The organism is Silvimonas iriomotensis, from assembly GCF_014645535.1.
GTDB lineage: Bacteria > Pseudomonadota > Gammaproteobacteria > Burkholderiales > Chitinibacteraceae > Silvimonas > Silvimonas iriomotensis.
The window spans coordinates 142,116-164,437 of record NZ_BMLX01000002.1 but is presented as its reverse complement, the minus strand read 5'-3'; the positions used below and the strand labels follow the sequence as shown (position 1 = coordinate 164,437).

At 59.5% G+C, this 22,322-nt stretch carries 16 protein-coding genes; 14 read left to right on the top strand and 2 right to left on the bottom strand.

Annotated features, from left to right (window positions below; genetic code table 11):
- Positions 1 to 1,336: 1,336 nt before the first annotated feature.
- The 10 genes from IEX57_RS07280 to IEX57_RS07235 all read left to right on the top strand — a co-directional run bounded on the left by IEX57_RS07280 (position 1,337) and on the right by IEX57_RS07235 (position 14,916).
- Positions 1,337 to 2,116, top strand: a complete 780-nt coding sequence (locus tag IEX57_RS07280) for a gamma-glutamyl-gamma-aminobutyrate hydrolase family protein (protein ID WP_188703629.1) — start codon at positions 1,337 to 1,339, stop codon at positions 2,114 to 2,116.
- Positions 2,117 to 2,297: 181 nt separating this feature from the next.
- Positions 2,298 to 3,635, top strand: a complete 1,338-nt coding sequence (locus IEX57_RS07275; RefSeq protein WP_373285181.1) for a glutamine synthetase family protein — start codon at positions 2,298 to 2,300, stop codon at positions 3,633 to 3,635.
- Positions 3,636 to 3,671: 36 nt separating this feature from the next.
- Complete coding sequence (locus tag IEX57_RS07270) at positions 3,672 to 5,054, top strand: aspartate aminotransferase family protein (RefSeq protein ID WP_188703627.1); 1,383 nt, start codon at positions 3,672 to 3,674, stop codon at positions 5,052 to 5,054.
- Positions 5,055 to 5,464: 410 nt separating this feature from the next.
- Positions 5,465 to 6,547, top strand: coding sequence for a polyamine ABC transporter substrate-binding protein (locus IEX57_RS07265; protein WP_229708905.1), 1,083 nt, complete (start codon positions 5,465 to 5,467; stop codon positions 6,545 to 6,547).
- A gap of 250 nt (positions 6,548 to 6,797) precedes the next feature.
- Positions 6,798 to 7,928, top strand: coding sequence for an ABC transporter ATP-binding protein (locus IEX57_RS07260; RefSeq protein ID WP_188703625.1), 1,131 nt, complete (start codon positions 6,798 to 6,800; stop codon positions 7,926 to 7,928).
- Between the two features lie 10 nt (positions 7,929 to 7,938).
- Positions 7,939 to 8,844, top strand: coding sequence for an ABC transporter permease subunit (locus IEX57_RS07255; RefSeq protein WP_188703624.1), 906 nt, complete (start codon positions 7,939 to 7,941; stop codon positions 8,842 to 8,844).
- A gap of 238 nt (positions 8,845 to 9,082) precedes the next feature.
- Positions 9,083 to 9,904, top strand: a complete 822-nt coding sequence (locus IEX57_RS07250; RefSeq protein ID WP_229708904.1) for an ABC transporter permease subunit — start codon at positions 9,083 to 9,085, stop codon at positions 9,902 to 9,904.
- 218 nt (positions 9,905 to 10,122) lie between these two features.
- Complete coding sequence (locus IEX57_RS07245; RefSeq protein ID WP_188703623.1) at positions 10,123 to 11,640, top strand: DUF3138 family protein; 1,518 nt, start codon at positions 10,123 to 10,125, stop codon at positions 11,638 to 11,640.
- A 340-nt stretch (positions 11,641 to 11,980) separates the two neighbouring features.
- On the top strand, positions 11,981 to 13,273 hold the full coding sequence (locus IEX57_RS07240) for an NAD(P)/FAD-dependent oxidoreductase (protein ID WP_188703622.1): 1,293 nt from the start codon (positions 11,981 to 11,983) through the stop codon (positions 13,271 to 13,273).
- Positions 13,274 to 13,419: 146 nt separating this feature from the next.
- Positions 13,420 to 14,916 carry an aldehyde dehydrogenase gene (locus tag IEX57_RS07235; RefSeq protein ID WP_229708903.1) on the top strand — a complete coding sequence of 499 codons (1,497 nt, stop codon included), beginning with the start codon at positions 13,420 to 13,422 and terminating at the stop codon, positions 14,914 to 14,916.
- Positions 14,917 to 15,214: 298 nt separating this feature from the next.
- Here the strand turns inward: IEX57_RS07235 and IEX57_RS07230 are convergent, their stop codons facing one another.
- Entirely contained in the window at positions 15,215 to 15,412 is a 198-nt protein-coding gene (locus tag IEX57_RS07230) for a hypothetical protein (RefSeq protein WP_188703620.1), read from the bottom strand.
- A 502-nt stretch (positions 15,413 to 15,914) separates the two neighbouring features.
- Here IEX57_RS07230 and IEX57_RS07225 point away from each other — a divergent pair.
- The 4 genes from IEX57_RS07225 (at position 15,915) to IEX57_RS07210 (ending at position 20,422) form a co-directional block, all read left to right on the top strand.
- The gene (locus IEX57_RS07225) at positions 15,915 to 17,282 is read left to right on the top strand and encodes an aspartate aminotransferase family protein (protein ID WP_188703619.1); all 1,368 of its coding nucleotides are present in this window, start codon (positions 15,915 to 15,917) and stop codon (positions 17,280 to 17,282) included.
- Position 17,283: 1 nt separating this feature from the next.
- Positions 17,284 to 18,021, top strand: coding sequence for a type 1 glutamine amidotransferase (locus tag IEX57_RS07220; protein WP_188703618.1), 738 nt, complete (start codon positions 17,284 to 17,286; stop codon positions 18,019 to 18,021).
- A gap of 145 nt (positions 18,022 to 18,166) precedes the next feature.
- Positions 18,167 to 19,111 (top strand): agmatinase, encoded by a 945-nt coding sequence (gene speB, locus IEX57_RS07215; protein WP_188703617.1) that lies wholly within the window; start codon positions 18,167 to 18,169, stop codon positions 19,109 to 19,111.
- Between the two features lie 24 nt (positions 19,112 to 19,135).
- A complete protein-coding gene (locus tag IEX57_RS07210) occupies positions 19,136 to 20,422 on the top strand; it encodes an NAD(P)/FAD-dependent oxidoreductase (RefSeq protein ID WP_188703616.1) in 1,287 nt (428 codons plus the stop codon).
- A gap of 656 nt (positions 20,423 to 21,078) precedes the next feature.
- Here IEX57_RS07210 and IEX57_RS07205 read toward each other — a convergent pair.
- The gene (locus IEX57_RS07205) at positions 21,079 to 22,245 is read right to left on the bottom strand and encodes a GGDEF domain-containing protein (RefSeq protein ID WP_229708901.1); all 1,167 of its coding nucleotides are present in this window, start codon (positions 22,243 to 22,245) and stop codon (positions 21,079 to 21,081) included.
- Positions 22,246 to 22,322 lie beyond the last annotated feature (77 nt).

Genomic DNA, 22,322 nt, shown 5'->3' with positions numbered 1-22,322 from the left:
GCCGTTGGGGTCGCCGTTGCAGTTGCAGTTGCAGTTGGGGTTGCAGTTGCCTTTGACTTGCCTCCCCCGTTAAAGCCAAGCGCCGAAGGAGTGGAGGGAGACCCAAGGCTCCCGACCGACTGAGGGCAGCCCGGAGGGCCGCCAGGCTGGGGTCGCCTTTCTTTGCCTACTTTCTTTGGCGAAGCAAAGAAAGTAGGGTGCTCCGGCCACCGCCGGTATCAAATGCCTTTAACCCCGCGCCGCAGGCGCTAACAGTGGCTAAAGGTTTTGCAACAGCCCCCACGCCCACATCGCAGCTGGATTCCTGCCTTCGCAGGAATGACGAGTCAGTGGGGTGGTGGATAGCAGTGGCACGAATTAGTATGAATTGGTACGAATGATCGCGGCCAGAGTTGGCCCAGGATTTCAAACCAGCGCCCATGCCGGCAAAAGGCCACCTGCAGCGGCCAGACTGGATTCCTGCCTTCGCAGGAATGACGAGTCAGTAGGGGGTGGTGGATCGCAGTGGTACGAATTGGTATGAATTGGTACGAATGACCGGCACAAGGGTTGGCCCAGGATTTCAAACCAGCGCGCATGCCAGCAAAAGGCCACCTGCAGCGGCCAGGCTGGATTCCTGCCTTCGCAGAAATGACGAGTCAGTAGGGGTGGTGGATCGCAGTGGAACGAATTAGTATGAATTGGTACGAATGATCGCCACCAGGTTTGGCACAAGATTTCAAACCAGCGCGCATGCTGGCAAAAGGCCACCTGCAGCAACCAGCCAACCACCCATTTCCACCAAAGCAAACAACCCCATCAGTACTAACCCCAGGCCCCACCCAACCCCCAACCTGACCCCACAATTTCGGCCACCCAAATCCGTGCAAGTTGGCCGGATTTATCTCCTGCCTGACCGATTTCTCTCTCTTGCCCCAGCAAGACACCCAGGCAGAATGGCTTCCACGGGATGCAAAACAAGACGCCTGACCGGCAGCACAAAAGCGCAGGTACAGATGTCAGACATCCTGATGTGAGGCCGCTGCCGGGCCACAAAGGCATAACCGGCGCGATTCTCCAGCAAGCACTTGAACACATGAATATTGCAGGCGTTTGACACCCTCTGGGTGACATGTGGCCGGGAAAGATGCCGGTGCGCCGCGATACAGGTTTCAAGTGATTTCAGCCGGACAAAACGTTGACTTGTCCAGGCGCAAAACGCGGATTCGTCCGCACAATGCGCCCTGATGCAACAGGGCGGCTGTCAAACCCCGGCGTAGTGCGCCGGCAATGAAGTCGGCAGGGTTTTGACAATCGTCGTGGAGTGGCAGGGCGCCGGAACAGACATGGTGATCCCATGAGTAAACCGAACCCTCAAACTGGCAATAAACCTGTGGTTGGCGTCATCGCTGACCTCAAGATGATCGGTCTTCACCCGTTTCACTGTGCCGGCAACAAGTATGTCGCTGCCGCTGTGGATGGCGCCGAGACCTTTGCGGTGGTGCTGCCGGCGCTGTCCGGTCAGCAATCCATTGAACAGACTCTGGCACTGTGTGACGGCTTGATGTTCACCGGTAGCCCCTCCAACGTAGAACCCCATCACTATTCCGGCCCGGGTAGTGCGCCGGGCACCCTGCATGATCCTGCCCGCGATGCCACCAGCCTGCCTTTGATCCGCGCTGCCATCGACGCCGGTGTTCCGGTGTTCGGCATCTGCCGCGGTTTCCAGGAAATCAACGTCGCACTGGGCGGTACGCTGCATCAGAAGGTGCATGAAGTCACCGGCATGCTCAGCCACCGCGAACGCGAAGAAGATCCGCTGGAAGTGCAGTACGGCCCGGCCCACGAAATCACCATTGTGCCCGACGGCAAACTGGCCGGCTGGTATCAGCCCGGTTTGGTGACGGTCAATTCACTGCATAACCAGGGGGTGCAACAACTGGCCCCGGCCGCCCAGGTTGAAGCGATTGCGCCCGATGGCCTCGTGGAAGCCTTCAGCGTCAAGGGCGCAAGAAGTTTTGCCTTTGCGGTGCAATGGCACCCGGAATGGCAATTTGCAAATAGTCCGCTGTCGGTCGCCATGTTCAAGGCGTTTGGCGACGCGTGCCGGCAAAGGAGGGCAGAAAAAGAGAAGTAGGGGCCGTTCAACGGCAGCCGCAATCGCGGCACAGGTTTGAACAGGCACCCAGGCCGATAGCGCCGGGAAAACAGGGTGTAGCAACCGCTACGCCCCAAAGAGTCAATTTCCGTGGTTAAAGATCAGTGAGGCGACGCCTCGCGTTTAATCATCGAAATGGGCCCTGCAACGGGACTGATACATCGTGGATAAAATTACAGATTTTCTGAAAGAACATCGCATTACCGAAGTAGAGTGCGTCGTACCTGACATGACCGGCATTGCCCGCGGCAAGATCATTCCGCGCAGCAAGTTTGAAACCGGCGAGAACATGCGCCTGCCTGCAGCCGTGCTGTTCCAGACCGTCAACGGCGATTACCCGGATGATGAAAGCATCTCCGGCCCGACCGACCCGGACATGATCTGCGTACCGGACCCGGATGCCATTCGCGTGGTGCCGTGGGCCATCGACCCGACCGCACAAGTTATCCACGATTGCGTGCACTTTGACGGTTCGCCCGTTGAATACTCTCCGCGCCAGGTACTCAAGCGCGTACTCAACCTGTACAAGGAACGTGGCTGGAAGCCGGTTGTGGCGCCAGAGCTGGAGTTCTACCTGGTTGATGTGAACAAGAACCCGGATATTCCGCTGCAACCGCCGGTTGGCCGTTCCGGCCGTGCGGAAGTGGGCCACCAGGCTTACTCGATCGAAGCGGTGAACGAGTTCGATCCGCTGTTTGAAGATATTTACGATTACTGCGAAGCGCAGGATCTGGAAGTCGATACGCTGATCCACGAAGTCGGCGCCGCGCAGATGGAAATCAACTTCCTGCACGGCAACCCGCTTGATCTGGCCGACCGCGTGTTCCTGTTCAAGCGCACCGTGCGTGAAGTGGCGCTGCGCCACAACATGTATGCCACCTTCATGGCCAAGCCGATGGAGAACGAACCGGGTTCGGCCATGCACGTGCATCAAAGCGTGGTGGATATCAACACCGGCGAGAACCTGTTCAGCCGCGCCGATGGCAAGGAATCCGAGCTGTTCTATCACTACATCGCCGGTCTGCAAGCCTATGTGCCGGAACTGATGCCGATCTTTGCGCCGTTCGTGAACAGCTATCGTCGTCTGTCGCGCTTTACCGCTGCGCCGATCAACATCCAGTGGGGTTACGACAACCGCACCGTGGGCCTGCGCGTCCCGATGTCCGGCCCGGAAGGCCGCCGTGTCGAGAACCGCATTGCCGGTGTCGATTGCAACCCTTACCTGGCGATCGCCGCCACGCTGGCTGCGGGTTACCTGGGCATGGTGCAACGCCTGAACCCGACCGAGCCGATCAGCACCGACGCCTACAACATGCCGTATGAACTGCCGCGCAACCTGGAATCTGCCATTGCCCAGATGCGTGCCAGCACCGCGCTGCCCGAAGTACTGGGTTCGGCCTTCATGCAGGCTTACCTGAGCGTGAAAGAGACGGAATACGAAGCATTCTTCCGTGTGATCAGCTCCTGGGAGCGACGCCATCTGCTGCTGTACGTGTGATGCGCTGACCCCTCATTGAATGCAAGGAACCCGATCATGCTGAACCTCAATCAAACGCAACGTACCACGCAAGAATGGCAACAACTGGATGCCGCGCATCATCTGCATCCGTTCTCTGACATGGGCTCGCTCAACAAGGCCGGTAGCCGCGTGATTACCCGGGCCAAGGGCGTGTACCTGTGGGATAGCGAAGGCAACAAGATCATCGACGGCATGGCCGGTCTGTGGTGTGTGAACGTGGGTTACGGCCGCCAGGAACTGGCTGATGCCGCGCAGCGCCAGATGCTGGAACTGCCGTACTACAACACCTTCTTCAAGACCACCCACCCGCCGGTGATCGAGCTGTCGCAACAGTTGTCGGAACTGACGCCGGAAGGTTTCAACCACTTCTTCTATTGCAACTCTGGCTCTGAAGGCAACGATACCGTGCTGCGTATCGTGCATCAGTACTGGGCTGCGCAAGGCAAGCCGCAACGCAAAGTGGTGGTCAGCCGGATCAATGGTTACCACGGTTCCACCATCGCGGGGGCATCGCTGGGCGGCATGGGTTACATGCACGAACAGATGCCTTCCAAGGTGGAAAACATCGTCCACATCCACCAGCCGTACTGGTATGGCGAAGCGGCCGAAGGCGTGACGCCGGAAGCCTTCGGCAAGGCCCGCGCGGCCGAGCTGGAAGCGAAGATTCTGGAACTGGGTGCCGAGAACGTGGCTGCCTTCATTGGCGAGCCGTTCCAGGGCGCCGGTGGTGTGATTTTCCCGCCGGACAGCTACTGGCCAGAGATCCAGCGCATTTGCGACAAGTACGGCATTTTGTTGATCGCGGATGAAGTGATTGGCGGCTTTGGTCGTACTGGCGAGTGGTTTGCGCATCAACACTTTGGCTTCAAGCCGGACATCATGACCCTGGCCAAGGGCTTGACCAGCGGCTATGTGCCGATGGGCGCCGTGGCCATTCATGACCGCGTGGCCTTGCCGATCATCGAAGCTGGCGATTTCAACCACGGCATGACGTACTCCGGTCACCCGGTGGCGGCAGCGGTGGCGCTGGCCAATATTGCCATCTTGCGTGATGGCGGCGTGGTTGATCAGGTCAAGAACGAAACCGGCCCGTATTTCCAGAAATCGCTGCGTGAGGCGCTCTCCAACAGCCCGATCATTGGCGAAATCCATGGCACCGGTCTGGTCGCCGGCATGCAGTTGTGTGAAGACAAGAATCCGCGCAAACGCTTTGCCAATGGCGGGGATGTCGGTCTGATCTGCCGTGATCACTGTTTTGGCAACAATCTGATCATGCGCGCAACGGGTGACCGCATGCTGCTGTCGCCGCCGCTGGTGATCAGCCGTACCGAAATTGATGAACTGGTCGACAAAGCCGCGCGCTGTATTGCGCTGACGGCCAAAGACCTGGGGTATTGAGACAGGCAGGGTGGAGGTCAGCATGAATCCACCCTGTGTACTGTTTGAAAGTCAAGAAAATCTGTAAAAACGTAGCAAACGTGCAGTGAACAAGCATTAAAAAGCAATAAACGGGTGACTTATAAAAAAAGTGGCAAGACAGCGCAAAAGCATTCAACCCGCAAACAGGGTGCCGCGTTATCCAGCCAGCCCGGCAGTACATAACAAGAACACACCACCGACCTCAAGGCCGGGCGACTCGACAGATTGGAATCATGCCTGGGCAACGTGACTGACTGCGTTGTACTTGCTGGTTCCGGGTTTTTAGCATCACACGCGGTACAGCTGTTTGTCGTAGCGACCCGGCCCGCTCTAACGCCGGATATTCGAGCGTCATTTTGATTGGAGATGAGAAGATGAAGTGCAAGACTTTGAGCCGACTTGCCCTCACGGGCTTGTGTGCAGCCGCTGTCAGCCCGGTCTTTGCGGCGGACACACTGAATGTGTACAACTGGTCGGACTACATCGCCAAGGACACGGTCCCGAATTTTGAAAAGGAAACCGGGATCAAGGTGAAGTACGACGTGTACGACGGTGACGATACCCTGCAAGCCAAGCTGTTGACCGGCAAAGCAGGTTACGACATCGTGGTACCGACCACCAACTACGCCGCCAAGCAAATCCAGGCCGGCATCTACATGAAGCTGGACAAGTCCAAGCTGCCCAACCTGAAAAACCTGGACCCGGTTCTGATGGCGCAAGTGGCCGGTGCTGACCCCGGCAACCAGTACCTGGTACCGTGGGCTTATGGTACCGATGGCCTGGGTTACAACGTGACCAAGGTCAAGGCGATCCTCGGTAAAGATGTGGATCTGGCCAACTGGGACATCCTGATGAAGCCGGAGAACCTGTCCAAGCTCAAGAGCTGCGGCGTCTCCATGCTGGATCAGGCCAACGACGTATTTGCCATGGCGCTGCATTACATTGGCAAGGATCCCAACTCTACCAACCCGGCTGACTACCAGGCCGCGTACGACGCACTGAAGAAAATCCGTCCGTACATTGGTCAGTTCAACTCGTCGGGCTACATCAACGATCTGGCCGGTGGCGACATCTGTATTGCCTTTGGCTGGTCTGGCGATGTCACGATTGCCAAGTCCCGCGCCAAGGAAGCCGGCAAGTCGTACGAAATCCAGTACTACATCCCGAAGGGCGGCGCGCCGGTGTGGTTTGACACCATGGCCATCCCGAAAGATGCCCCGCACCCGGAAGCGGCGCTCAAGTGGATCAACTACATCGAAACCCCGCAGGTCCACGCCGAGATCACCAACCAGGTGTTCTATCCCAACGCCAACGTGGAAGCACGCAAGTTCGTGAAGCCTGAAGTGGCGAATGACCCGGTGGTGTACCCGCCGCCTGAAGTGGCCAAGACCCTGTTCCTGCTCAAGCCGCTGCCGGCCGAAATCATGCGGCTGGAAAACCGGCTCTGGGCGCAATACAAGTCCGGTCACTAAGCCTTTGAGCCCTGCGGCCGGGTGATCTGCCCGGCCGGCATTAACCAGACAGCAATACCGCAGGCGGCGCTTGTTCAAGGCACCGTCAGGCCCCGCCTGCGTCTTGAGAATGAATCCAGGGTTTATCGGGACCGGATTTCATTCTGAAGTTGCCAACAAAAACGCCCTGACCTGCGCCGCAGCGCGCAACGACCAGAACGGTTTTGTTGCCGACGTTCAGCCCCTTACTTGCAACAGGTAAACCAGAATCATGAACACCCACGAGAGTGCACAGAAGAAACCCGCAAGCACCGACGACAAGTTTGTCCAGGTGATTGATGTGGTGAAGAAGTTTGACGAAACCACGGCAGTGGATGGCGTCAGTCTGTCGGTGGCCAGGAACGAGCTGTTTGCCCTGCTGGGCAGCTCGGGCTGTGGCAAGTCCACCCTGCTGCGCATGCTGGCCGGGTTCGAGACCATTACCTCCGGCAAGATCCTGATTGATGGCGAGGACATGTCCAAACTGCCGCCGTACAAGCGGCCGGTGAACATGATGTTCCAGTCCTACGCGCTGTTTCCGCACATGTCGGTCGAAAGCAATATCGCTTTTGGCCTTAAGCAAGAAGGCGTGGGCAAGGGCGAAATTGCCGAGCGCGTGGCCGATGCGCTGAACCTGGTGCAGATGAGCAAGTACGCCAAGCGCAAGCCGTTCCAGCTCTCTGGCGGTCAGCAACAACGCGCCGCACTGGCCCGCAGCCTGGTCAAGCGCCCCAAGGTGCTGCTGCTGGATGAACCGATGTCCGCCCTGGACAAGCAGATCCGCCAGCGCACGCAGATTGAACTCGTCAACATCCTCTACAAGGTGGGCGTGACCTGCATCATGGTGACGCACGATCAGGAAGAAGCCATGACCATGGCCGACCGCCTGGCTGTCATGTCGGAAGGGCGCATTGTGCAACTGGGCGCCCCGAACGAAGTGTACGAATACCCGAACAGCAAGTTCGCCGCGTCTTTCATTGGTTCGACCAACCTGTTTGCTGGCGTCATCGTTGAAGACCAGCCGGACCACATCTACGTGGAAAGCCCGGAACTCAAGCAGCGCATGTTCATCAGCCACGGCGTGACCGGCCCGCTGGGCATGCCGGTGACGATCTCCGTGCGTCCGGAGCGCGTGGTCCTCAGCCGTGCCAAGCCGGCGCAAGAGACCAATTTCTCGGTCGGCAAGGTGGTCAACATTGCGTACATGGGTGGCTACACCATTTATCACGTGCAGCTGGAAAGCGGCAAAGTGGTCATGGCCAATGTGTCTACCCTGATGTTCGACGAAACCGAACCGCCGGGCTACGACGCTGAAGTGTATGTGTCCTGGGGCCCGACCGCGGGCGTCGTGCTGACCAAGTAAGGGGGCTGCCATGAAGCTCAAAAACAAGCTTAAACGGTGGCTGCCTGAAGGCAAGACGCTGGTCATCAGCGCGCCGTACCTCTGGCTGGCCATGTTCTTCCTGGTGCCGTTCCTGCTGGTGGTGAAGATCAGCTTTGCTGACCAGGTTCTTGGCGTGCCGCCGTATACGGAACTGACAGCCATCAAGGACGGCATGCTGCAGATCATGCTGCAGCTGGGCCACTACAAGTTCCTGCTCAGCGACAGCCTGTATTTCGCCACCTATCTCAGTTCTTTGAAGATGGCGGCGGTGTCCACCTTCTTCTGTCTGATCATCGGCTACCCGATCGCGTATTACATCGCGCGCTCCAACCCGGCCACCCGCAACATCCTGATGATGGCGGTGATGCTGCCGTTCTGGACGTCGTTCCTGATCCGCGTTTACGCCTGGATCGGCATCCTGAAGAACAACGGTTTGCTGAACCAGTTCCTGATGTGGGCGCATCTGGTGCGTGATCCGGTCGAGCTGTATCACACCAACGCCGGCGTCTACATCGGCATGGTGTATTCCTACCTGCCGTTCCTGATCATGCCGCTGTACGCCCATCTGGTGAAGATGGACCTGCGCCTGCTTGAAGCCGCGTATGACCTGGGCGCTCGCCCCTGGAAAGTGTTTGTGCAGATCACGCTGCCGCTCTCCAAGAACGGGATCATCGCCGGTTGCTTGCTGGTGTTCATCCCGGCGGTGGGTGAGTACGTGATTCCGGAACTGCTGGGTGGTTCTGACACGCTCATGATCGGCCGCGTGATGTGGGACGAGTTCTTCAATAACGCAGACTGGCCGATGGCATCCGCAGTGACGTGCGCCATGGTCTTGCTGCTGCTGGTACCGATGGCCGTATTCCAGCACTACCAGGCCAAAGAACTTGAAGAGTGAGGTGTGAGGAGGGAGGGGTGAGGTGTGTGGTTTGCCAATGGTATCCGACATCACACTCCTGTCTGGTCATCCTGATTCAGTGGTTAAAAACATGCGAAGTCTGGCGAAAAGTGGCAGTGGAATCATGCCGTGTCCTTTGTGCCGCACTTCTTGCCGGGAACAAGTTTGAGGAGGCAGGCAGAACGCGAGTGTGGGTTTACACCTCACCCCTCACGCCTTCCTCCTCACAGGAAAACCAATGATCAAACCCAATAAAAACCTGCAGGTTACGGTGCTCTCGCTGGGGTTCTTTTTCCTCTACGCGCCGATCCTGAGCCTTGTGGTGTACTCGTTCAACGATTCGCAACTCGTCACCGTGTGGTCGAAGTTCTCGTTCCGCTGGTATGGCGAACTGATGCATGACGATGAGCTGATCAGTGCCGCCTGGTTGTCGCTGAAGATTGGTCTGATGACGGCGTTCGCGTCGGTGTTCATCGGCACCTGGGCCGGTTTTGTGCTGGCCCGCATGGGGCGCTTCCGTGGCTTTGCGCTGTACACCGCCATGATCAACGCACCGCTGGTGATCCCGGAAGTCATTCAGGGCATCTCGCTGCTGCTCTTGTTCGTGGAAATGGCCAAGTACATTGGCTGGCCGGCAGAGCGCGGCGTGCTGACGATCTGGATCGGCCACGTGATGCTGTGTATCTCGTACGTCGCCATCATCGTGCAGTCGCGGATTCGTGAACTGGATACCTCGCTGGAAGACGCGGCCATGGATCTGGGTGCCACGCCGTTCAAGGTGTTCTTCGTGATCACGCTGCCCCTGATCAGCCAGGCGTTGATCTCTGGCTGGCTGCTCTCGTTCACCTTGTCGATTGATGATCTGGTGCTGTCCGCGTTCCTCTCCGGCCCGGGCTCGACCACGCTGCCGCTGGTGGTGTTCAGCCGGGTGCGGCTGGGTCTGAATCCGGAAATGAACGCGCTGGCGACGATCTTCATCACGCTGGTGACCATCGGTGTGCTGACAGCCAATCACTTCATGCAAAAGGCTGAACGCAAGCGCATGGCGATGTCGGCGTAACCGGTTCAAAGAAGTTGGGCGCGTTGCCGCAAGGTGACGCGCCAGAAGAAAAGGGCTGATGAACAGCAGTAACAACCAAGCCGTAACAACAAAGCGGACGACCTGCAAAAAACGGTTTTGATGTGTATTGCGTAACACGGCAGTAACAGCAAAAGCAGTGGTAACAACAGTTTCATGCAGTTGTTTGAGTGCAGATTCAATCACTTGGGATGAGGAAAATGCGCAAGAAGATATTGTGTGTTCTGCTGGCGGGGTTAAGCACCACCAGCATGGCGTTCGCAGCGCCAAAACAAAGCGAGCTCGACGAGCTCAAGGCCGAAATCAAGGCCCTGCAACAGGAAGTCAAGGCACTGAAAGATACGCAAGCGCAACAGGCAGCTACTCCGGCCCCGGCCGCAGTACCCGCCGCAGCAGCTTCCACTGCCCCGGCCCTGACGCAGGATGATGTAGACCAGATGAAGCAGAACATCGCTTCGTTGCAACTCAAGCAAGACAGCATCGACAAGACGGTGAACGAAGGTGGTACAGCCGGTCTGTCGGTCACGGGCTATCTTGATCCGGTTTATATCTACAACGTCGGTCAGCATTCGGGTGGCTTCCAGTTTGCCAACCACAACGGCCAGTACAACTACGACGGCAGCACGTTCGGCGATGTGTATCTGGATATCAAGAAGACGTTTGGCCAGGGTTCGCTGGCGCCTAGCGCAGAAATCAGCATCATGCCCAACCGTGGCAACGGTGCGACCCTGCTGGCGACCGATGATGGCTCCAACAGCTTCCTGAACATCCTGAACACGGCAGTGATCACCATGCCGATCGATACCAGCTACACGTTTGTGGCCGGTTTGATGTCCAGCTTTGGTGGTTATGAGGTTCAGCAGTCGAACTTGATGCCGACGCTGACCCACAACCTGTTGTATGACTTCTCTGATCCGGGTAGCTACGTCGGCGCGGGTATCAATTACTCCACCGGCAACTGGTCCTGGAAGTTCATGCTGGCCAACGAGCAATATCGCACCAAGGGCGCTACCGCCCAGGTCGATACCAACGAGGGTACAGGTCAGCCGAAGTTTGCGACCAACAACACCCCGACCTTCACCACGCGTCTGGACTACACCTGGAACTCCAGTCTGGATCTGGGCTGGTCCGGCAACATTGGTCGTCAGTCGCTGCCGGTGGGTTCGGCTTGTACCTCGGGCTTTGGCTACCAGTGCAACGCGGGTGATCCGTTCAGCACCTACTACTTCACCGAAGGCGACCTGACCTACGTCTGGGCTGATACCCAGATCAACGCCGAAGTCGACTACGGCAAGCAGACCAGCGCAGCCTTCAACGGTGGCGATGCGGTGTGGTGGGGTGTGTCGTTGCTGGGTCTGCAAAAGTGGCACCTGGAAGACGCCCAGATTGGTACGGCAGCCCGCTTTGACTACCTGAACAACCAGAAGAACGGTGGTGGTGGTGGCGGTATCGTGCTGAGCGACGGCGGCTTTGATGGTCACAACGGCTTTGGCGTGAGCCAGTCTTGCGTGGCCAACTCGGCCAACGGCGGCCTGGATTGCAAGGGCGCCAACCGTTATGACATCGCGCTGGACTTCATCTGGTACGTAACTGACCAGGCCACGATGAAGATCGAATACCGTCATGACTGGGCCACGGAAGACGTGTTCCTCAAGAGCGACGGTACCTACAGCAAGAGCAATGACATGATCGGTACGCAGTTCATTTACGCCTTCTAAGCGTAATCAGACCGCGTTAATCCGGAACAGGTTGCGGCATCAGACCGATGCCGCAATCTGATCAAGAAAAACCAATCAGAACAACAATTTGAAACGCACGGCGGAACAGGCCGGGGGCTTTTGCACGCTGCAGTTCCGGGTGGGCGAATATGAAATTGCTGTGAGTAGTGTGGATTCGCAGCGTCGTGAGGCAGGCCAGTGAATGTTCGCTGCGCTCCGAATCCATTCTGCCGCGGTCACTTGTACTGACCGACTGGCGCCTGCCCGCGCAGGCATGATGAATTGATGGCCTGACCAGACGGATGTTGAGGCTGGCAACGAAACCACGGAAAACCGAATCATGAATACCCGGATCTCCAACGCAGAACACATCGACTCTTATTACGCCGCCACCGCCAATGACCACACCCGTCATCCGGCACTGGCTGGCCGTGTCGATGCCGACGTGGTGGTAGTGGGCGGCGGTCTGACCGGCATCAGCGCCGCGCTGAACCTGGCCGAACGCGGTTATTCGGTCGTGGTGCTGGAAGCCGGTCGCGTGGGCTGGGCCGCCAGTGGCCGCAACGGCGGGCAGATGATTGCCGGTTACGCCTGCGGGATCGACACCTTTGCCAGTGATTTGCCGCGTGAAGATGTCAAACGCGTGTGGGATATGGGGCTGGAATCGGTCGCCATCATTCGCGAACGTGTGGCAAAACACAACATTGAATGTGATCTGCGCGAAGGCTACCTGACTGCAGCCAACAAGCCGCGCCACGTGGATGAACTCAAGGCCTGGCGTGACGAAGCCGCCAGCCGTTTTGATTACCACGCATTTGAATACATTGAAGCGGCCGATATGGGCCGGTTCATCGACTCTGACCGCTACCTGGGTGGTCTGCAGGACAAGGACAGCGGCCATCTGCATCCGTTGAACTACAACCTGGGCCTGGCGCGCGCTGCCGTGGCTGCCGGTGTCCGCATTCATGAAGGCAGTTGCGCGCAATCGCTGCAGCAGGGCCAGACCAATATCGTCAAGACGGCCGGCGGCGAAGTTCACGCAAAGTTTGTGGTGCTGGCCTGCAACGCCTTTATCCACACGCTCTCTCCCGCGCTGGACCGCAAGATCATGCCGGTGGGCACCTATGTGATCACGACGGAACAACTGCCGCAGGAACGCTTTGACAAACTGATGCCTGCCGGCGCCGCCATTTGCGACAGCCAGTTTGCGCTGGATTACTTCCGCCCCACAGTCGACAACCGCATTCTCTGGGGCGGCAAGGTGAGTTACTCGACCATGCAACCGGCCAACCTGGCTGAGGCCATGCGCGCCGACATGCTCAAGACCTTCCCGCAACTGGCCGACGTGAAGATCAGCCACGCCTGGGGTGGTTTTGTCGATATCACCATGACCCGCGCGCCGCATTTTGGCCGCTTGAGCAACACGGTTTATTTCGCCCAGGGTTTCTCTGGTCACGGCGTCAACGTGACCGGGCTGGCCGGCAAATTGATGGCAGAAGCGATCGCCGGTCAGGCAGAACGTTTCGATATCTTTACCCGGCTCAAACACCGCGATTTCCCCGGCGGCGCCATGCTGCGCACGCCCTCACTGGTGCTGGCGATGGCCTGGTACCGCTTGAAGGATTTGATGTAAGGGGAGGAACGATGAAATGTGAGATATGAAATGTGAAACGCAACAACCGGCCGCAAGCCGGGGCCGCCCAAGTCAGACGACGTGCCGTTTCACTTTTCACCTTTCACCTTTCATGCGGTTCTTTCCCGTTTAAACCGGAGATGAACATGGCAATTGAAAAAAACCTGGCCTACTGGCAAGCCCGCGCCGCAGAACTGAAGATTGAAGGCCGCGCCTTCATTGATGGCGCTTACGTGGATGCGGCCAGCGGCAAGACCTTTGATTGCGTCAGCCCCATCGATGGCAAGGTGCTGACCAAAGTCGCCCATTGTGGCGAGGCCGATGTCGATCGCGCAGTCGCTGCCGCGCGCCGCAGCTTTGAAGCGGGCGTATGGAACGGTCTGAACCCGCGCAAGCGCAAGGAAATCATGCTGCGCTGGGCCGCGCTGCTGAACGAGCACATGGAAGAAATCGCCCTGCTCGAAACGCTGGACGCCGGCAAGCCGATTGGCGACACCACGACCGTGGATGTCCCGGGCGCAGCGTATTGCGTGCAGTGGTATGCCGAAGCCATCGACAAGGTGGGCGGCGAAATTGCCCCGGTGGATCATCATCTGGTCGGCATGGTCACGCGGGAAGCCATTGGCGTGGTCGCCGCCGTGGTGCCCTGGAATTTCCCCATCCTGATGGCCGCCTGGAAATTCGGCCCGGCATTGGCTGCGGGCAACAGTGTGATCCTGAAACCGTCAGAGAAATCTCCGCTGTCGGCCATCCGCGTGGCGCAACTGGCGTACGAGGCCGGTATTCCGGCAGGCGTATTCAACGTGCTGCCAGGCTTTGGCGATGCCGGCAAGCAACTGGCACTGCATATGGATGTCGATTGCCTGGCGTTCACCGGCTCGACCTACGTGGGCAAGCAACTGATGGCACACAGCGGCCAGTCCAACCTCAAGCGCGTGTGGCTGGAACTGGGCGGCAAGTCGGCCAATATCGTCATGCCTGATTGCCCCGACATGGATCGCGCCGTCAGCGCGGCGGCCGGCGGCATTTTCTACAACATGGGCGAGATGTGCACCGCTGGCTCGCGTTTGCTGGTGCATCGCTCAATCAAGGATGAATTCATCGCCAAACTGGTGGAAAAAGCCAAAAGCTGGCGCCCCGGCAACCCGCTGGACCCGAACACCGCCATGGGCGCGATTGTCGACAACATCCAGCTGGACCGCGTGATGTCCTACATCGACACCGGCCGCGGCGAAGCCCGCCTTGTTACCGGCGGCAACCGCGTTTTGCAGGAAACCGGCGGTTATTACATCGAACCGACCGTGTTTGAAGTGGACAGCCAGGAAGCGCGCATCGCCGCCGAAGAAATCTTCGGCCCGGTGTTGTCCGTGGTGACGTTCGACACGCTTGATGAAGCCATCGCCCTGGCCAACGCCAGCGAATACGGCCTGGCGGCTGCATTGTGGACCGGCAACCTGACCACCGCCCACGAAGGCGCCCGCCGCCTGCGCGCCGGCACGGTGTGGGTGAATTGTTATGACGAAGGCGGGGATATGAATTTCCCGTTTGGCGGGTACAAACAGTCTGGCAACGGGCGTGACAAGTCTTTGCATGCGCTGGAGAAGTATTCGGAGTTGAAGTCGACGTTGGTGCGGTTGCGGTGAGGGTTGGCTTGGTAGGGCGGATTTGGAGCGGTAGCGACAATCCACCTGTTGCTGCCTTTAAAGACTTGACTGCTGTTAGCGCCTGACGGCGCGGTGTTTTGATACCGGGGGTGCCCGGAGCACGGTACTTTTCTTTGGATCGCCAAAGAAAAGTACCCAAAAGAAAGGCGACCCCTGCGACTGCGCCCACTACGTGGGTTCCCTGTGCTTCTCGCAAGGCGCGGCTGGCTACGGGAACTCGCTTCGCTCAGACACCCCTCCGCCGAAACCCCGCGCCTTGCTGCGATGCTCGGCGCAGTCAAGGGGAGGGCAAGTCAAAAGCAACGGCAACTGCAACTGCAAAGGCCAAGGCAACAGCAATAGCAACAGCAATAGCAACAGCAATAGCAACAGCAATGGCAATGGCAACGGCAACGGCAACGGCAACGGCAATGGAAACATCAGCGGCAACAGCACAAGTGATTTTTATACAGGATTGATTGGTCTGGCCTCCCACTTCGTCATTCCCGCGAAGGCGGGAATCCAGTCTGCAGCCCAAAGGGCTGCTAACGGTGGATTGCAACATATAGAACAACGCTGTTTTGCACTGAGCAAACAGACGGTTTTTCGGGTTTGGGGTTGCAGTTGTTTTTGAAGTACCACCCCCATTAAAGCCAAGCGCCGAAGAAGTGGAGGGAGACTTCAGGCTCCCGACCGACTGAGGGCAGCCCGGAGGGCCGCAGGGCTGGGGTCGCCTTTCTTTGCCTACTTTCTTTGGCGAAGCAAAGAAAGTAGGGTGCGCCCGCCACCGCGGGTATCCAATGTTTTTAACCCTGCGCCGCAGGCGCTAACAAGAGCTTGGGTTGCACCCAACAAGTAAACAACGCGCCGAATGGCGCTAACACAACCGCAACAAAAAACCCGCCAGCCAACGCTGGCAAAAAAACCAGCTTCACCAGGAAACAAACCCCGCCCCAACAGGCAACGCACTTAACGCACCAAACCGGATATTCAACACCATGAACACCCACGCTGCGTCGCCCATTACCGCCGAGCGCATCAAACAGGTCTGGCACCGGGAAGTTGCCCGGTTCAATGACCAGCATCCGGAATCGCTGCGTCAACATCGTCTGGCCAACCAGCACTTTTTGTACGGCGTGCCATTGCACTGGATGCAAGACTGGCCCAGCCCGTCGCCCTTGTTCCTGAAAGAAGCCCAGGGCTCCCGCGTGACTTGCGTGGATGGCCTGGAGTATGACGATTTCTGTCTGGGCGATACTGGCGCGATGTTTGGCCATGGGCCGGCGCCGCTCTCGGCCATGCTGGCAGAAACGGCCCGCACCGGCCTGACGGCCATGCTGCCGTCGGCCAGAACGGTGGCGGTGGGCGAGCGGCTGGCGCAGATGTTCGGGTTGCCGTTCTGGCAACTGGCCACCACGGCCAGCGACGCCAACCGCTTTGTGATCCGCTGGGCACGCGCCATCACGGGGCGCAGCAAGGTGCTGGTGTTTGATGGCTGTTATCACGGCACCGTGGATGACACGCTGGTCGATCTGGTCGATGGCAAAACCACGGCGCGCGATAGTCTGCTGGGGCAGGTGTATGACCTCACCATGCATTCGGTCAGCGTGCCGTTCAATGACATCGCCGCCGTGCGCCAGGCGCTGGCGGCGGGTGATGTGGCGCTGGTGCTGACTGAACCGGCGTTGACCAATTGCGGCATGGTGTTGCCGCAGCCGGGGTTTCTGGAAGAACTGGCGCAGGCTTGCCGTCAGAACGGGACTTTGCTGGCGCTGGATGAAACCCACACGCTCTCGACCGCCTGGGGTGGTTACACCCGTGCCTGGGGGCTGAGCCCGGATTTTCTGGTGGCGGGCAAAGCCATTGCCGGCGGGGTGCCGTGTGCGGTGTATGGTTTCAGTGCTGAGGTAGCCAAAGGGATGCGCGCGGCCAAACAGGCAGCGGCACCGGGGCATTCCGGGATCGGCACCACGCTCTCTGGCAGCCAGTTGGCCATGCAGGCGCTGGCGGTGACGCTGGAACAGGTGATTACCCCGGCGGCGTACGATCATGCCATTGGCGTGGCGAACGGGCTGGCCCAGGGGCTGGAAGAGATGATCCACAGCCATGCGCTGCCCTGGAGCGTTACCCGTCTGGGCGCGCGGCTGGAATTGCAGTTCTGCACCTGCGCGCCGGTCACCGCCGCCCAGGCTGCAGCGGCAGAGAACGCCGCGCTGACGTCCACACTGCACCTGGGTTTGTTGAACCGTGGCACTTTGTTGACGCCGTTTCACAACATGATGCTGGCCGGCCCGGCAACGGGGCATGGGCAGGTGGCGCGCCTGCTGGCCAATATGGCTGAAATGCTCACCGAACTGGGGGCCTGAGATGCCGCAATCCGTACGGCGTCTGCCGGCGCTGGTGGTGCAGTTTGCGCCGGATGACCAACCGGCTTATCTGGGCACCTGGCTTGATCGCGTCGGCCAGGCCTGGCAACTGTGCAAGACCGATGAAGGCATCGATCTGCCCGCCAGCGCAGCCGGTTTCGGCGGTCTGGCCTTGCTGGGTGGGGTGATGGGGGCCAATGATGATTTGCCGGCCCTGCGCCAGGCCGAGGTACTGATTCGCGATGCGTTTGCCCGCGGTATTCCAGTGATCGGCCATTGCCTGGGCGGGCAGTTGATGGCGCGTGCGCTGGGCGCTCCGGTAACGCGCGGCGCGCATCCGGAAATCGGCTGGACGCACATCACGCTGAATGATCATCCGCTGGCCCGGTACTGGTTTGGCGAGCAGACCAGCGCCACGGTGATGCAATGGCACTACGACACCTTTGCCACGCCCGAAGCGGCGACGCGCCTGGCGTTCAGTGATGGTTGTGCCAACCAGGCTTTTGCGCTTGGTGAACTGCATCTGGGCATGCAGTTTCATATTGAAGTGGATAGCCCCAAAATTGGCGGCTGGTTGCACACCAGCGCGCACGAAATTGAAGAGGCCGCAGGAGAACCGTGGGTGCAGCCCGCGGGCCTTGTGGAGATATCAACCCGACAGCAAGTTTCGGCCAGCCAGCAACTGGCCGATCGTATTTACCACCGCTGGTTGAGCCGCTTCGCTAAACCGGGTGCCTAGTTCTGCTGCAAGGGGGTGAGCAGGGCGCGTGGGTTGCCAGAAAATGCGCAGCCCATGCCCCGTTGACCGCTTCTGCCAGCAAACTGAAGCCCCGGTTGTCCGGCTTGAATGCGCTTGTCCCGGCTTTTTCTGAGGACGACACAAGATGTCTGATTACGGCTTTGCCTATTTGTCATCAACCACTTTTCTGGGCGCGCCGCGCCTGGCCGACGCACCCGAGCGCCCGCTGGGTATTGCGGGCGTGGCCTATGATGGCGCGGTGACCAACCGCCCCGGCGCGCGCTTTGGCCCGGAGGCCATCCGCCGTGCCAGCCTGATGCTGTGCGATGGTATTCATCCGCACTTCAACACCAGCCCGCTGGATCTGCTGGCCGATGCGGGCGATTTGCGCACCCCCAATACCAGCATCGAGACCATGCGCGCCGCGCTGCAGCCGCAAGTGGAAAACCTGATCGCCCAGCGCCGCATGTGCTGGCTGGGGGGCGATCACTCCATCACGCTGCCGCTCTTGCGCGCCTACCGCAAACATTACGGCCGCCCGCTGGCACTGCTGCACTTTGATGCCCACTGCGACACCTGGGAAGATCACTTTGGAGAGCCGTCCGGCCATGGCACCTGGGTGTACGAAGCCATCACCGAAGGCCTGGTTGATCCCAAGGCCACCGTGCAGGTCGGCATTCGCTCCGCCGGGGTGCGTGAAGCGCGTGAATACGTGAACGACATGGGCGGCAAGGTATGGACGGCCCGCATGTTGCGCGGTCTGGAAAAACCGCAGGAACTGCAACCCGTGATCGCCGATATCCGCCAGCGCATTGCAGCGCAGGGCAATCTGCCGCTGTATCTGTCCTGTGATATCGACTGCCTTGACCCCGCATTTGCGCCGGGCACCGGCACGCCGGAACCGGGCGGTCTGACCTCCAACCAGGTGCTCACGCTGATCGAAGAACTGGCCGATCTGGACTGGGCCGGCATGGATTGCGTGGAAGTCGCCCCGGCGTATGACCATGCCGAACTGACGGTCAACATGGCCGCCAATATCACCTGGGCGTGGCTGTGCGGGCAAAGCGCCCGCATGCAGCGCGGTTCCTGATCACTTTGACCTGAAAGGCCCCCGATGAACGCACGCGAAACCGCCATGGTCCGGCACTCCTGGTACGAAGCCAGTGTCAGCCGGGAGCCCGATGACCCGCCCTTGCAAGGCAGTATCGAGGCGGACGTGTGCGTGATCGGGGCCGGTTACTCTGGCCTGTCTGCCGCGCTGGAATTACGCCAGCGCGGGTTTTCCGTGGTGGTGCTGGAGGCCGAAAAAGTGGGTTGGGGCGCCTCTGGCCGCAACGGCGGCCAGGTGCTGGTAGGCTTTGCCAAAGACGAACCCGTGGTGCGCCAGCTGGGCAGCGCCGATGCCCGCCGCGCCTGGGATATCTCGGTCGATGGCGTTCATCTGCTGCATCAGCGCGTGGCGCAATACGGCATCCAGTGCGATCTGGTCAAAGGCTATCTGCACGTGGCCACCAGCGAGCGCAAAGCGGTGGAACTGGATGGCTGGGCTGCGTCTTTGCAGCAGGATTTCGGCTACGACCAGATCCGCGCCATCCCGCGCGCCGAAGTGCCCGGCTGGATTGCCAGCCCGCGCTACGTCGGCGCCGCGCACGATGCGCTCTCTGGTCATGTGCACCCGCTCAAATACTGTCTGGGCCTGGCGCGCGCCGCGCGTGCGGCGGGCGTGCGCATTCACGCGCACAGCCGGGTAAACCGCATCCAGCGTGGCAGCCATCCGGTTATCCATACCGAACACGGCCAGGTGCGCTGCCGTTTTGTGGTGGCCGCCGGCAACGCCTGGCTGGGCGATCTGCTGCCCAAAGTCACCGCCCGCATCATGCCCGTGCGCTCGTTCATTGTGGCGACCGAGCCGCTGCCGGAATCAGTGGTGGCGCACCTGATCCGCAACCGCTGCGCGGTGTGCGATACCAATTTCATGATCGATTATTTCCGGTTCTCTGCCGACAACCGCATGTTGTTTGGCGGGCGCATCAGCAACGGCAAGGCCGACCCGCAAGCACTGATCCCGCAAATGCAGCAACGGCTGGGCGAGGTGTTTGAACCGCTGGCGCGCGCAAAAATCGAGTATGCCTGGGGCGGGTTTGTCGACGTCAGCATGAACCGCGCGCCGGACTTTGGCCGGGTGGATGACAACTTCTACTATCTGCAGGGTTTCTCTGGCCATGGCGTGGCCCTGACCGGGATTGCCGGGCAGATGGTGGCCGATGCCATTGCCGGACAGGCGTCACGCTTTGATCTGTTTACGCGGCTGAAGCATTTTCCGTATCCGGGCGGGGCGGTGATGCATGGGACGTGGTTACGGTTGGGGGTTTGGTATCACCAGTTGCGGGAGATGGTTTAGGTTTTGTTGTTTTGTCTTTCTGGCGGGGGCCGGAAAGCGGTGGCGGTATTGGCGAGGGTGCTTTGTTTGCTGTGTCACTGACTCGTCAATCCGGTGGGGCCGGAGTCCAGTAGCGGTGTGGACAAGGAAGCACTGTTTGTTGTGTCACTGACTTGTCATTCCTGTGAAGGCCGGAATCCAGTAACGGTATGGGCCAAGACGCATTGTTTGCTATGTCACTAACTCGTCGTTCCGGCGGAGGCCGGAATCCAGTCTGGCCGCCGCAGGTGGCCTTTGCTGGCCGGAGTTGAAGAGCCTGGGCTGTTGTTAGCGCCTGACGGCGCGGTGTTTTGATACCGGCGGTGGCCGGAGCACGTTACTTTCTTTGCTTCGCCAAAGAAAGTAACCAAAGAAAGGCGACCCCGGCGACTGCGCCCACTACGTGGGTTCCCTGCGCTTCTCGCAAGGCGCGGCTGGCTCGCGTGTTCGGCCTGCGGCCTACCGCTTCGCCTTTGTCGCCGCGCCTTGCTGCGATGCTCGGCGCAGTCAAGGGGAGGGCAGGTCAAAAGCAGCTTCAACGGCAACCCCAACGGCAACCCCGTACAACCGTAGTTCGCAAGATTGATTCGTTCGCCCCCAACCACTTCGTCATTCCCGCCCCGGCGGCCAGCTGTCCGTCACGCTTCCCGCAACCGTTCCCCGCCATACACGGCAAATCCGCTCTTGCCGTTGTGTTTGATGTGATACATCGCTTTGTCCGCGCATTGCACCAGTTCGGTCAGGTTATTGCCGTGTTCGGGGTACAGACTCACGCCGATGCTTGCTCCCAGTTGAAACGTGTATCCCCCCATTTCCAGTGGTAGCAGCACGTGTTCCAGCAGTTTTTTTGCCATTTCTTCCACCTGGAATTCCTGGGTGAATTGGGTGCCGATCACCACGAACTCGTCGCCGCCCACCCGCGCGCAGATGTCGGTGCTGCGGGTGCAGTCTTTCAGACGCTGGGCCATGGCTTTGAGGACTTCATCGCCCACGGCGTGACCGGCCTGGTCGTTGACTGGTTTGAAGTTGTCGAGGTCGATAAAAAAAATGGCGACGATGTGATGCGGCCGCGTGGCCAGCAACAAGGCCTGGTCGAACAGGGTGGTCATGTAGCGCTGGTTGTTCAGGCCGGTCAGCGGGTCAAGGAAGGCCATATCGAGTGCCCGGGCTTCAGACTCCAGCAAACGCTTCTGAAACAGTGACAACACGGCGGTGAGCAGCGACAGGTACTGGACCAGCGTCAGCATTGCGCCGATTGCAAAGCCAGTATTGATCCACGCCGGGTAATAGCGGGTGATCACCAGCAGGGTGAGCCAGTGCACGGACAGTGCCAGGCTGCCGATGCCGGCAACCAGTAACGACCAGCCAGGCACCACACGGTAGTGGCTGAAAAGCAGCCACGCGGCGCAGGCGGTCAGGCCGGAGTTGATGACGGCATACCCGGCCACGCGGTTCGGGCCGTCCATCTGGCCTGCCCAGGTGAGCAGCAGCCAAAGCTCGGCAATGGCGGCAACCAGCCAGAACCAACGGGTGGTGATCGGCAGGTTCAGAAAGCGCACCAGGCCGGTGAGCAGCAGTGGTTTTTCCAGCACAATCAACGCCGCATAGGCCGTTGTAATTAGCCGAGCGTCGCCCGTATAGAGCAGCGCAAAATACAACAGCCGCGCGAAGAAGGCGCTGGAGATCGACAACGCCCACCAGCCTGCGCCGGGGTTGGTGCGCTGGATGTGGCTGGCCCAGGTGAACATCAGGGCAAAGACGAAATAAATGGTAAAGCCGAAGGTATGCACAACTTCGTCAGACATTATCGCCCCCCACTGCAGCAGTCGGGCTTTTTGTCCCGCGGCCGGGCCAGCCCTGATTGCCAGTATAGTGAAGCGCA